This is a genomic window from Yersinia mollaretii ATCC 43969, from assembly GCF_013282725.1.
GTDB classification, from domain to species: Bacteria; Pseudomonadota; Gammaproteobacteria; order Enterobacterales; family Enterobacteriaceae; genus Yersinia; species Yersinia mollaretii.
On record NZ_CP054043.1, the window covers coordinates 1,387,186 to 1,400,231 of the forward strand.

Here is a 13,046-nt window from a genome sequence, read left to right on the forward strand (position 1 = left end):
GAGATTACCTGACACAATCTTAGTTTTCCATCAAGAATGGAATTCCATTAAATTGATACATTTTCCATTTAAATATTCAGAATTCCATCAAGATGACTGTCATTTTGTTTTTTTTAACTAATTGAATTTATTTAATTAATCGTTACTAACGAAGAATGTTGATGTTATGGGGGGCTTAGAGAGGTTATAAGGGGCAGTCAGAGGCTAAAGGAGGCTAATTTTGGGCATTGTTTTTGAAAATAGCTAAACCTCCTTAGACGTCTAGCTAAGGGATTACTAGTCATGTATGGCTTTTAAAGCCGATGAAATTTTTGCTCGAAGAGAGGATGCTCGTAGACCATCGGTTGATATATGATTCTCTTGAATATACAGATCAATCATTTCTTTGATATGTTCGACACAAATAACATCACCCTTTTTCATCCATTTTGCGTTGTTTTGCTCATGTTTTTCTTTGGCCAATAAAGTTAACGTTATTCCAAGTAATTTATTTACATTAAATAGTTCTTCATCTTTTTTATATACACCCCTGTTGTTTTTTATTATTTGGAGGCCAAGTTTTTCTGCTTCACCACCAATAAAAGAGAGTAGCTTATTGTTTTTATTGCTTATTGCAATGTTTTGCACAGCCATACAGCATCTTTCAATTATAGCTTCAGGGGTTTCATCAGTATCAAGACAATTATATCCAATTGAGAAAATAAGATCTGATGAGATCTTTTCACTGTCATCTACGGGGTGCGGAGAAGCTATATAATCGGTATATTTTGTTATTCTCTCTATTTTATTGGATTTGAATACTTCTTCTAAGGTTCTTTTAAGTCTCATTTTTATATGAGAAATAACTTCTAGTTTTTCTGTATCTATATCTCTTCTTAATAAGGTCGGAGATAGCCCAACCAGACACTTAGCTATTTCATCGATAGTGATTGAGGGGAGAGTTGCAACCCTTTCAAACTCATTCATTTTTTGGAAGCTTTTCATTTGCTATCTCGTTCCCTCGATTCTAATTTCACTAGTTTATCTGCCCATAAAGTTAAGGCTTTTCTACGTTCGTCCAAATACTGATGTCTATTATAAATCCCTTCCACGCCTTTAATTCTATGATTTAAACATCTTTCTGCAACGATAGGATCAACACCTAAAGATGCCAGATGAGTCCGGGCTGTTCGTCGGAAGTCATGGACAGTAAAGTTTTCTACACCCTGCATCTGTGTTTTTACTTTGGCTAAGGCTACAGGCAACGTGCTTTCTGCTATGTGGGGAATCATGCGGTTTTGCATTTTTCGGGCAGGCAGAACCCACTCACTATTAAATGACATATCTTTAAGCTGTTGGAACCATGTTATGGCCACTGGAGGGAGTGGAATATCGATAGCGTCGCCGTTCTTGGTGCCAGTTAGGTGCCATATGGCATTTTCTAAATCAATATCTTCCCACCTAGCTGCACATAGCTCCATCTTCCGGCAGCAGAGTAATAAGAGTAATTTCATTGTTAGCTCATTTTGGATACTGAAACCCTTTGCTAGCCTCATTGCAGCAAATAGCTGCTCTAGCTCACCAGTATCTAAATAGCGCTCTCTGGCCTTTTCCTGCCCGCCAGCATCGGATATATCAAAGGCAGTTGTGGGGTTCACTTCAAGGATATGGCGCTTAATACCATAGTTAAATATTCGTCGCGTCCAGCGTAGTACATCGTTGGCCACTGTTGGCGCACCTCTGGCTAGGATGCTTTGCAGCATATCGTCAATATGGCGGGGTTTTACTTCATCGGCTTTTAAGTGGCCAATGTTCGGATTAATGTCTTTATCAATCCGACGGCGGAGGATATCAGGGTGTTTCCATCTGCCTAATATCTGACGTTCAAAGTATTCCGTAGCTAAATGAGAAACCAACAACGCATTCTTATCAGACTCGATTTTTGCTAGTGCGTCAGCCTTACGCTCTTTCTTTTCTCCGGCCACGTCGTAACCCAAAGAAACACGAGCTGACAGTAACTTAATTGTTTCACGCGCTTTTGCCAGTGATAGTTCGGCATAAGAACCGATCCACATAGCCCGTGCTTTACCTGCGAAACGGTAGCGGAAACGCCATTTAGGTGAGGCGAAACTCTCTCGGTAGCAAAGATATAGTCCATTGCCGTCTGAGCGGCCCTCAAAGCGTTCTCCAGCCTTTAACCATGCTTTGATTTGTAAATCTGTTAACTTTCCCATGTATCCACACTGAGCCTTTCCTGTGTACCAAATACAGATGTACCAAAGAGTGAAATGGTACATGTCTTGGTACAGGGATTTAGTGAAATTTCATGGAATGATATGTGATGTGCTGAGATAAAGAAAGCCCGTAAGTTACGGGCTTTAAAGGAATTTTGCGACGCACTGAAATGCGGTGAGAAGTTACTCGATATTCTGAATCTGTTCGCGCATCTGCTCGATGAGCACTTTTAGCTCGATGGCTGAGTTAGTGACTTCGGCATTGATCGATTTTGATGCTAGCGTATTCGACTCGCGGTTGAATTCTTGCATCATAAAATCAAGGCGGCGGCCGACGGCCTCTTTCTTCTTCAGAATATTGTGCGTTTCTTTGACGTGCGCTTCGAGGCGATCCAGCTCTTCGGCGACATCAACACGCTGTGCCATCAGCACTAACTCTTGTTCCAGACGGGTATTTTCCAGCTGAACTTGGGCTTCTTCCAGCTTGTTTAATAGCCGCTCACGTTGCCACTGCAAAATATTTGGCATGTGTGCACGCACTTTAACCACTTCCGCACTCACGCCATCAAGGCGCTGTTCGATCAGTGTTTTTAATGCCGCACCTTCGGTCTCGCGGGAAATGATAAAGTCATCAAGGGCCACATCCAGCGCTTGCATCAGCTCTGTGCTGATGGCGTCCAAGTCTTGCTCTTCTGCCGACATCACACCCGGCCAGCGCAAAACATCAAGCGGGTTGACCTCGCCTTCATCACTTTGCATTTTGACCCAATTCGCCGCTTCAACCAGCTGTTTAGCCAGTTTTTCGTTTAGGATCAGCGAACTTTGTGCCGTGGCGTCCAGTTCAAAACGCAGGCTACACTCAATCTTGCCGCGCGTCAGGCGGCTGCGGATACGTTCGCGGATCACCGGTTCCAAGCTGCGGAACTGTTCTGGTAAGCGAATATAAGTTTCTAAATAGCGTTGGTTAACGGAACGCAGCTCCCAAGCTGCGCTGCCCCATTCACCCTTAATGTCACGTCGAGCGTAGGCGGTCATGCTGCGGATCATTGTGCGTACCCGTTTTAATCAAGAAAAGATGCAGGGATTATAGCCTCCGAGGCGCAGGCAGGATAGGCATTACATCACTAAGGCCGTATAATGCGCGACCAATATCGATTTAAAGCCGGAGAAAGCCCATGCGTCCAGCAGACCGAGCAGCACAACAAGTCCGCCCATTAACCCTAACCCGTAATTACACGAAACACGCTGAAGGTTCCGTGTTGGTTGAGTTTGGCGATACCAAAGTCTTGTGCACCGCCACGGTTGAAGAGGGTGTTCCGCGCTTTCTAAAAGGCCAAGGCCAAGGCTGGATTACCGCTGAATATGGCATGTTGCCGCGTTCTACCCATAGCCGTAATGCCCGCGAAGCCGCAAAAGGCAAGCAGGGCGGCCGGACATTGGAAATCCAGCGCCTGATCGCCCGTTCTTTGCGTGCGGCAGTGGATTTGAAGAAGCTGGGCGAGTTCACGATTACTTTAGACTGCGATGTTTTGCAGGCGGATGGAGGCACTCGTACCGCGTCAATCAGTGGGGCGTGTGTGGCTCTGGCTGATGCGCTGAATAAGTTGGTTGCTAGCGGCAAATTAAAAGCTAACCCAATGAAAGGACTAGTGGCGGCGGTTTCTGTCGGTATCGTGAAGGGCGAGGCCCTTTGTGATCTGGAGTATGTAGAGGACTCTGCGGCAGAAACGGATATGAATGTCGTCATGATGGAAGATGGCCGGATGATTGAGGTGCAAGGCACCGCAGAAGGCGAGCCGTTCAGTCATGAAGAGTTACTGGCGTTGCTGGCATTGGCTAGAGGGGGGATAGAGACTATCTTCCAGGCGCAGAAGGCGGCGTTAGCGGAATAATTGATTTAGGCGGCTTGCTAGTCGCCTTTTTTTTGCCTGCAATTTGAGGCAGCTAAATTATAAACCCAGTGATTAACGAAAGCGGTCACAATCTGGAGAGGAGAAGTCCCCATGAAAGCCTATCAGCGCGAGTTTATTGAGTTTGCGCTTAACAAGCAGGTGTTGAAGTTCGGCGAATTTACCCTGAAGTCTGGGCGAATTAGCCCCTATTTCTTTAATGCAGGATTGTTTAATACCGGGCTTGATCTGGCAAAACTCGGGCGTTTCTACGCCGCTGCATTAATGGATTGTGGCGTGGAGTTCGATCTGTTATTCGGGCCAGCCTATAAAGGGATTCCGATTGCGACTACTACCGCTGTTGCTTTGGCGGAACACCATGAGCGCGATGTCCCTTACTGCTTTAACCGCAAAGAAGCAAAAGGCCACGGCGAGGGTGGCAGCTTGGTGGGTAGCCCGTTACAAGGCCGAGTCATGCTGGTTGATGATGTCATTACCGCTGGTACTGCAATTCGTGAATCAATGGAAATCATTAATGCGCAGGGCGCGACACTGGCTGGCGTCATGATTTCATTGGATCGTCAAGAACGTGGCTGTGGTGAAATCTCAGCAATTCAAGAAGTTGAACGTGATTATCATTGCAAAGTGATCTCTATTGTTACTCTGGGTGATGTGGTCAGTTATCTGGAAGAGAAGCCGGAAATGGCCGATCATCTGGCGGCGGTACATCGCTATCGCGAGCAGTATGGGATCACGCTTCCTCGTTGATCATCAGTCGTCACGGCTGAGTCTTGTGCCGCACTTCTCCTTTTGGGAGCGGTGCGGCACGATTTTTGGCTTCTTTGAGATTTACCCCCCAAAAATGCGAGTCATCTCTGTTATTGATTGAAGAAATCGTGCAACAAAACGCCCGTCCTTTCCCCGCGTCCCCTGTTAATTGCCGTTTTTTTATCCATCCTCATCGTTAATCATTTTGGGTTAATTGTCTGGTTGATCTCACTGCCTTTCTCTTGTTGCGTCCGCTTGAAGCGTTTCAGTTCTTAATTTCGAGCGAAGGGTGCAATCCAGTGCAACTAATAATTTCCATATTGTTATGAGGGTGTTATTTTCCGCGCAAGCACGGATAAAAAAGAAGTGTCACTCAATCATCACCGAGAACAAAGCGACAGGCTGCCGTGTATTTCTCCAAAAGGACATAGTTATGAAAGCGTCAATATTTAAAAGTCTTTATTTTCAGGTGTTAACGGCGATTACTCTGGGCGTCTTGTTAGGTCATTTCTACCCTGATCTCGGCGCTCAGATGAAACCACTGGGTGATGGATTTGTTAAACTAATTAAAATGATTATCGCACCCGTGATTTTCTGTACTGTTGTGACGGGCATCGCGGGCATGGAAAGTATGAAGGCGGTTGGCCGTACCGGCGCGATAGCCTTGCTCTATTTTGAGATTGTCAGCACCATCGCACTACTGATTGGTCTGGTGATTGTAAACGTGGTGCAACCCGGTGCCGGTATGAATATCGACCCGGCGACACTGGATGCCAAAGCGGTTGCACTCTATGCCGAGCAAGCCTCGCAGCAAGGGATTGTGCCGTTCTTGCTTGATATCATCCCCGGCAGTGTCGTGGGAGCTTTTGCCAGCGGCAATATCCTGCAAGTATTACTGTTTGCTGTGTTGTTCGGCTTTGCCCTGCACCGTCTGGGTGAGAAAGGCCAGATCATCTTTAATGTTATCGAGAGCTTCTCCCGCGTTATTTTCGGTATCATCAACATGATCATGCGCTTAGCGCCAATCGGTGCCTTCGGGGCGATGGCCTTTACCATCGGCAAATATGGCGTGGGCAGCTTGGTGCAACTGGGGCAGTTGATCATTTGCTTCTACGCCACCTGTATCCTGTTTGTGGTGGTCGTGCTTGGCTCGATTGCGAAATTTAACGGCTTCAATATCTTCAAGTTTATTCGCTACATCAAAGAAGAGTTGCTGATTGTGTTGGGCACCTCATCTTCTGAATCCGTACTACCGCGCATGTTGGATAAGATGGAGAAGGCGGGCTGTAAGAAGTCCGTGGTGGGGTTGGTTATTCCGACCGGCTACTCATTTAACCTTGATGGCACCTCTATTTATCTGACCATGGCGGCGGTATTTATCGCGCAAGCCACCAATACCCATATGGATGTGATTCATCAGGTCACATTATTGGTGGTGCTATTGCTCTCCTCGAAAGGAGCAGCAGGGGTGACAGGCAGTGGTTTTATTGTGTTAGCCGCCACCATTTCTGCGGTTGGGCACTTACCGCTGGCGGGCTTGGCGCTGATCCTGGGTATCGATCGCTTTATGTCAGAAGCCCGTGCGCTGACTAATTTGGTGGGTAATGGTGTTGCAACCATCGTGGTTGCCAAATGGTGCAACCAGCTCGATAACGATCAGTTGCAAGCCGTGTTATCCAATAAAACACCCCCGAATAGTGAGATGAAGAGCAGTATTTCTTCTTCTTGATCGACGCGAAACAAAAATTCAGACATTTCACATAAAAACTGCCAGTGGCTCGCTGTCACTGGCAGTACCTTCACAAAATAAGTCCCCGATCCCCGTTTTCTTGTATTAATTACCCTTTAGATACTATTTTTTACTCTGATGAGTGACATCCGCAAAAGCATGCGGTCTAACAGAATGGTACACTCCTATCGCTGGTTTTTACGGTGACGTTGACCATTGATTTTTCACTCAATAATGATGACATAGCGATGGGTTTTTAAACGCACGAGTGGCTTATGTGAAATTGTATCGTTTTAAAATTGGATAGATTATTAAGTAGGGGTTCACATGCAGGGCACCAGAATTCGTCTTATAGTTGGTGGATTATTGTTGGCTGCCGCCAGCAGTAATGTGCAGGCTGAAGCACTACAACCCGATCCCGCATGGCAGCAGGGGAAGCTAGAAAACGGGTTTTCATGGCAGTTGCTGGCGACGCCGCAGCGCCCAAGCGATCGGATCGAGTTACGTCTGGTCGTCAATACTGGCTCATTATCAGAAAGCACGCAGCAAGTTGGCTTTGCCCATCTGTTGCCGCGTCTGGCATTAATGAGCAGCGTGAGCTTTACGCCCGCCCAACTTCAGTCGCTGTGGCAGCAAGGGGTCGATAACGAGCGCCCGTTGCCACCGGCCATTACATCTTATGATTTCACCTTATACAGCCTTAGCTTGCCCAATAACCGCCCTGACCTGATGAAGGAAGCGCTGGCCTGGTTATCTGATACCAGCGGCAAACTGGCTGTCAATGAACAAACGGTTAATGCCGCGCTGAATAGTGCGACCGACCCTATTGCCACTTTCCCGCAAAATATTCAGGAACCTTGGTGGCGTTATCGGCTTAAAGGCTCCTCATTGATTGGGCATGATCCGGGCCAGCCCGTGGCACAACCCGTTGATGTCGAGAAGCTAAAACAGTTTTATGAGCAGTGGTACACCCCGGATGCCATGACGTTGTATGTGGTAGGGAATGTGGATAGCCGCAGTATCGCTGCTCAAATCAGCAAAACATTCTCGGAGCTGAAAGGGAAACGCACGACACCTGCGCCAGTGGCGATGTTAGCGCCATTGCCGCCAGAACCGGTGAGTCTGATGGGCGAACAGGCCACGCAAGATACATTATCGCTGATGTGGGATACCCCATGGCATCCGATTCAGGACTCCATCGCGTTAAGCCGTTACTGGCGCAGTGATTTAGCGCGTGAGGCACTGTTCTGGCATATCCAGCAAGTGCTGGAAAAAAGTGATCAGAAGAACCTGAAGCTGGGCTTTGATTGTCGGGTGCAATATCAGCGCGCTCAATGTGCTATTCACTTGAATACGCCGACAGAGAACCTGACACCGGGGATGACTTTTGTGGCCCGCGAACTGGCAGGATTACGCACCAATGGCCTGAGTCAGGCTGAATTTGATGCATTAATGGCGCAGAAAAATGATCAGCTCAGCAAGCTGTTTGCTACCTATGCCCGCACGGATACCGACATTCTGATGAGCCAACGTCTGCGTTCACAGCAGAGTGGCGTAGTGGATATCGCCCCAGAGCAGTATCAAAAGCTCCGGCAGGCATTCTTGTCGGGTTTGACGCTGGCAGAGTTGAATCAGGAGTTGAAACAGCAGTTATCGCAAGATACCACACTGATTCTGACACAACCGAAAGGCGAGCCGGAAGTGAATGTGAAGGCGTTGCAGGAGGCGTATAACGCGATTATGACGCCGCACACTGTGGTGCCTGAGGATGCTGTGCCAGTGGCAAGTGCAGCGGAGACGGCACCGCCGACACCTACGACAGCACAGTAATTAAATCGCCCGGACGCGGTATGCTCCGGGCTTATTGCTGTCATTGCTGAGTCAATCAGACCGCAGGCATGGCCGCCAGTGGGATGATGGCACCACGATACTGAATCACTGTGCTGGCGGTTAAATGGCCACGCACAGCTGCGTCGTGGGCGCTGCCACCGGTCAGTCGAACCGCCAGATAACCGGCACTGAAGGAGTCTCCGGCTGCCGTGGTATCCACTACTTTCTCTTTCGGTAGTTTGACCGCCGGAACATCGTATTGCTGGGCTTCAAAGCCCTCTTTGACCCAGACGATGCAAGAGTCTGCGCCGCGCTTGATAATAATCTCACTCACACCTAATGCTTGAGTGCGATCAATCACCTGCTCCAATGGCTTCTCGCCCCACAGCATATCTTCATCATCTAGGGTCAGGAAGGCGATATCCGTACAGGCCAGCATGTCGCGGTAGGCTTCCTGCGTCTCTTCTTTGCTCTGCCACAGACGCGGGCGGTAGTTGTTATCAAAGATAACTTTGCCGCCATTTGCACGACAGGCGCGCAGCAACTTCAGTAAACGTTGGCGTGAAGCGCTGTCCAGAATCGCCAAACTGATGCCGCTGAGATAGAGATAATCAAACTTCTCCAAACGCTGACAGATCTCATCCGCCGCCGGGCTAGTCAGCCAGAAACGGGCGGCAGCATCATTGCGCCAGTAATAGAAGGTGCGCTCACCAGTGCTGTCGGTTTCGATGAAATAGAGCCCCGGTAACTTATTATCCATGCGCTGAATCAGGTCGGTGTGGATCTTCTCCTGCTGCCAAGCGCTCAGCATCTCTTCGCTAAAGCTGTCCGTGCCCAGTGCAGTGACGTAATGCACATTCAAGGCTTGCTCTGAAACTTGACGGGCAACATACACCGCTGTATTCAGCGTATCACCGCCAAAACCTCGGCTAAGGTCGGAACCTTTTTGTGATAGTTCAATCATGCATTCGCCGATAACGGCAATATTTTTGCTGGTCATGGAGAGCTGGCCTATTCCTGAATGTGTGTCTGTGATGGGAGTGGTTTAGGCTAGTCTCACTGCTGGCTAAGCTAGAGTCAATAGTATTAAAACGACGTTTTAAATTTTTTATGATGTAGGTCGGGAAACTGACAAGTTTCCCGCTGTTCCGAGCAGAATTATGACGATTTTCGCAGGTCGGTGACACTCTGACCACCCACACCCCAGTTGTCGGTCTCCACTTCATCAATCACCACCACAGTCGTCGCCGGGTTTTTGCCCAAAGTATCGACTAACAGTTGTGTGACGCCCGCGATCAGCTGTTTTTTCTGTTCCGCCGTCGCCCCTTCGCGAGTAATTTTAATATTTACATAAGGCATATTCATCTCCATTAAGAGTAATGGCATTATTGAGTTAAGTAATATAGATGGCTTAAATGTGCCGCGCCAGTGCGTCAAGGAGCAATAATCTGTCATGCCGCAATATAAAGTTCTGGTCACACGAGTCGATAACATCTCCAGAAGGAATCACCTTTACCACAGAATGTCTGCGGATTGGCGGCAATACACACTGCCATTACTGTCTGATGTCCTGAAACATGGCGAATAAACTGATGATGACTAATAAAGTATCAGGTTTACTTGCGCCATCCTTTGCCGCCATTGATCGTAATAAAGGACAGAGCTTCTGGCGGCAATGTCAGCGTCGGTACACTTTTCAACCTATCTATCGCACCTCCGGGGCACTGCTGGCGATTGAGTTGCTCACGGCTGTTTTTCACCCCTCATCACCGGACACCCGTCTGAATCCAGAAGATTACTTCAGTTCTATCAGTATCCGCGACCGTTTGGATGTGGTGCTGGAGCAACTGAACATGATTAAGCAGTGGCACGCGATATTTGTTCATCACTCAGTGCTGGTTTCGATCAATATCGATGGTCAGGCGCTGATGGCGATGCAGGATGACAGGCAGGCCAAGGTGCTCATTGACGCCATGCCCTACATTCGTTTTGAATTGCTCGAGCACGTTGATACCTCCCTTGATACCCCCTTTGCGCGCATTGCCGAAGCCGACCGACTGTGGCTGGATGATTTTGGTAGCGGTTTAGCGAACTTCACTTCATTCATTAGTTGGCGCTATGAGTACATCAAAGTCGCCAGAGATCTGTTTATCGTATTGCAAGAGAGTGACGTCGGGAACCAACTGTTCTTCACGCTGGTCACGCTAATGGACCGCTATAGTAAAGGTGTGATTGTGGAAGGTGTCGAAACCTCGCAGGAGTGGGCCATGGTGCAACGTTCTGACGCCGCAGCGGCGCAAGGTTATTACCTCTCCCGTCCCACCTCATTTGATCGATTACAGACCTTACCTATGCTGTTTTGTGGCTAATATTTTTGGGCCGATAAATCAGCACTTCTCTCCTCCATCCCGCCTCTTGCTTCATTCTCGACTATGGTTAAAGTACTTTTTAACTCGCGCAATTAACATCATGAGTACTGGCATGGAGCTGTTATGACCAAAACCGGAAAAGTGCTGACGGGCATTGGCGGCGTTATTCTGCTGCTATTGGTCGTCGCAATCGTATTCATTATGACTTTCGACTGGAATCGACTAAAACCGACGATTAACGATAAAGTCTCCGCTGAACTACAACGGCCTTTTGCTATCCGAGGCAACTTGGGTGTCGATTGGTCGCGAAAAGGCGATGAGCCGGGTTGGCGCGGTTGGGTTCCTTGGCCGCATATTCATGCTGAAGATCTGGTGCTGGGCAACCCGCCGGAGTTGGTCAGTGATAAATCGACCGATGATAAAAACGTCGATGATAAAACTGCATCCACGGCGTTTCCCGCAGGCGAAATGGTCACTCTAAAACGGGTCGATGCCAGTATCGCCCCCTTGGCCCTACTGGCGAAAGAGGTCTGGATACCCCGCATCTGGCTGACACAACCGGATGCCAACCTACGGCGGCTGGCAAATGGCAACAATAACTGGACATTCAATCTGGCTAATAGTCCGAAGGAGGGCGAGCAGCCCTCTTCTTGGTCGGTCAATATTGACGATATCGTCTTTGATCGTGGCGAGATACGTTTGAACGATGCCATTCTGAAAGCGGATCTACGCGCCGTGATTGACCCTCTGGGCAAGCCCTTACCCTTTGCCGAGGTGACTGGCGCGCGCAATGAGAAGAAGGGGCAATCACCTGCGGATAGCGCACAAAGCAACACGGCAGACTATGTTTTTGGCTGGAAGATTGACGGTAAGTATCAGGGCCAACCATTAGTCGGCAGCGGTAAGATTGGCGGCATGTTGTCGATGAGTGATGCGAGTCGGCCATTTCCATTACAGGCTGATCTGCGCTCGGGGTCCACTCGAGTGGCAGTGGCGGGCACCTTAACTGATCCCGGCAATCTGGCGGGGTTGGATATGCAATTGAAATTCTCGGGAGCCAGCTTAGATAACCTCTACCCGCTGATCGGCGTGTTACTGCCTTCCACTCCGCCTTACAACACTGATGGCCGTTTAGTCGCGAGCCTCAAGCAAGCTGGCGGCGCGGTTTATCACTATGAAAACTTTAACGGTAAAATTGGCGACAGCGATATTCGCGGCAATCTGACCTATACCGCCAGCCAGCCACGACCAAAATTAACCGGCAATATGTCATCAGAGAAATTGCGCTTTGCTGATTTAGCACCATTGATTGGTGCTGATTCTAATCAGGAAAAAGCCCGTCGTGGCGAGAAAAATCGGCAACCGGCGAATAAAGTATTGCCGGACGAAAAGTTTGATACCCAAAGCTGGAGGGTGATGGATGCCGATGTTACTTATGCTGCTAAACGTATCGAGCGGGATAAATCATTACCCCTAAATGATCTGTCGACCCACGTAGTACTGAATAATGGCGAATTGTTGCTCGATCCGCTGCGTTTTGGCATGGCGGGCGGAAACCTGAATGCCACGCTACGGCTGAATGGCAACAAAGATCCCATGCAGGGCAAGGTAGATTTACATGCTCGTCGGCTGCAATTGAAAGCGCTATTGCCTGAGGTGAAGTCGATGCGCAACAGCTTAGGACAGTTGAATGGCGATGCATCATTTACTGCAACGGGTAATTCGGTGGCCGCGCTACTGGCAACCAGCAATGGCAACCTGCGCTTGCTGTTGAATCAAGGGTTGATTAGCCGCAGCTTAATGGAGTTGCTCGGCCTGAATGTGGGTAACTATCTGGTGGCGAAGTTATTTGGCGACGATGAAGTGAAGATTAACTGTGCGGTGGCGGATATCCAGTTGCGCAATGGGCTAGCAACACCGCGCCTGTTTGTGATTGATACTGAAAACGCCATTATCAATATTACCGGTAATATTAACTTCGCCACCGAGCGGCTGGATCTCTCTATTGACCCCGAAAGCAAAGGGCTGCGCATTCTAACCCTGCGCTCCCCGCTCTATGTCAGAGGCACCTTTAAGCAGCCGGATGCGGGCGTAAAAGCGGGGCCATTGCTTGCTCGAGGCGCAATTGCCGCCGTGTTAGGGGTGGCGCTGACACCTGCTGCGGCACTGCTGGCGCTGATCTCCCCCAGTGAGGCAGAGGAGAATCAGTGCACGCCCTTCCTGCAAAAAATAAAGCAGAAAAAATAAT

At 48.7% G+C, this 13,046-nt stretch carries 11 protein-coding genes; 6 read left to right on the forward strand and 5 right to left on the reverse strand.

The features are described 5' to 3' along the window. Window positions 1-276 precede the first annotated feature (276 nt). The 3 genes from HRD69_RS06120 to HRD69_RS06130 all read right to left on the reverse strand — a co-directional run bounded on the left by HRD69_RS06120 (window position 277) and on the right by HRD69_RS06130 (window position 3,260). A complete protein-coding gene (locus HRD69_RS06120; RefSeq protein ID WP_032814171.1) occupies window positions 277-984 on the reverse strand; it encodes a hypothetical protein in 708 nt (235 codons plus the stop codon). Next, window positions 981-2,213: a tyrosine-type recombinase/integrase gene (locus HRD69_RS06125; RefSeq protein ID WP_032814168.1), complete on the reverse strand. Its 1,233-nt coding sequence runs from the start codon at window positions 2,211-2,213 to the stop codon at window positions 981-983. Before HRD69_RS06125 ends, HRD69_RS06120 begins: the two co-directional genes overlap by 4 nt. A 183-nt stretch (window positions 2,214-2,396) precedes the next feature. Next, the gene (locus HRD69_RS06130; protein ID WP_004874950.1) at window positions 2,397-3,260 is read right to left on the reverse strand and encodes a YicC/YloC family endoribonuclease; all 864 of its coding nucleotides are present in this window, start codon (window positions 3,258-3,260) and stop codon (window positions 2,397-2,399) included. Between the two features lie 128 nt (window positions 3,261-3,388). Between HRD69_RS06130 and rph the strand changes: the two genes are divergently transcribed. The 4 genes from rph (at window position 3,389) to HRD69_RS06150 (ending at window position 8,429) form a co-directional block, all read left to right on the forward strand. Next, window positions 3,389-4,105 (forward strand): ribonuclease PH, encoded by a 717-nt coding sequence (gene rph, locus HRD69_RS06135; RefSeq protein WP_004874949.1) that lies wholly within the window; start codon window positions 3,389-3,391, stop codon window positions 4,103-4,105. 111 nt (window positions 4,106-4,216) lie between these two features. After that, window positions 4,217-4,870 (forward strand): orotate phosphoribosyltransferase, encoded by a 654-nt coding sequence (pyrE, locus tag HRD69_RS06140; RefSeq protein WP_004874948.1) that lies wholly within the window; start codon window positions 4,217-4,219, stop codon window positions 4,868-4,870. A gap of 433 nt (window positions 4,871-5,303) precedes the next feature. After that, the gene (locus tag HRD69_RS06145) at window positions 5,304-6,599 is read left to right on the forward strand and encodes a dicarboxylate/amino acid:cation symporter (protein ID WP_004874947.1); all 1,296 of its coding nucleotides are present in this window, start codon (window positions 5,304-5,306) and stop codon (window positions 6,597-6,599) included. 327 nt (window positions 6,600-6,926) lie between these two features. Continuing rightward, window positions 6,927-8,429: a M16 family metallopeptidase gene (locus HRD69_RS06150; protein WP_004874946.1), complete on the forward strand. Its 1,503-nt coding sequence runs from the start codon at window positions 6,927-6,929 to the stop codon at window positions 8,427-8,429. A 55-nt stretch (window positions 8,430-8,484) separates the two neighbouring features. Here the strand turns inward: HRD69_RS06150 and kdgK are convergent, their stop codons facing one another. Further along, a complete protein-coding gene (gene kdgK / locus HRD69_RS06155; RefSeq protein ID WP_004874945.1) occupies window positions 8,485-9,429 on the reverse strand; it encodes a 2-dehydro-3-deoxygluconokinase in 945 nt (314 codons plus the stop codon). Window positions 9,430-9,587: 158 nt separating this feature from the next. Continuing rightward, window positions 9,588-9,788 (reverse strand): 2-hydroxymuconate tautomerase family protein, encoded by a 201-nt coding sequence (locus HRD69_RS06160; RefSeq protein ID WP_032814167.1) that lies wholly within the window; start codon window positions 9,786-9,788, stop codon window positions 9,588-9,590. 218 nt (window positions 9,789-10,006) lie between these two features. On the opposite strand from HRD69_RS06160, the gene pdeH reads away from it, so the two are divergent. Beyond that, window positions 10,007-10,798, forward strand: a complete 792-nt coding sequence (pdeH, locus tag HRD69_RS06165; RefSeq protein ID WP_004874943.1) for a cyclic-guanylate-specific phosphodiesterase — start codon at window positions 10,007-10,009, stop codon at window positions 10,796-10,798. Between the two features lie 123 nt (window positions 10,799-10,921). Next, entirely contained in the window at window positions 10,922-13,045 is a 2,124-nt protein-coding gene (locus HRD69_RS06170) for an AsmA family protein (protein WP_004874942.1), read from the forward strand. Window position 13,046 lies beyond the last annotated feature (1 nt).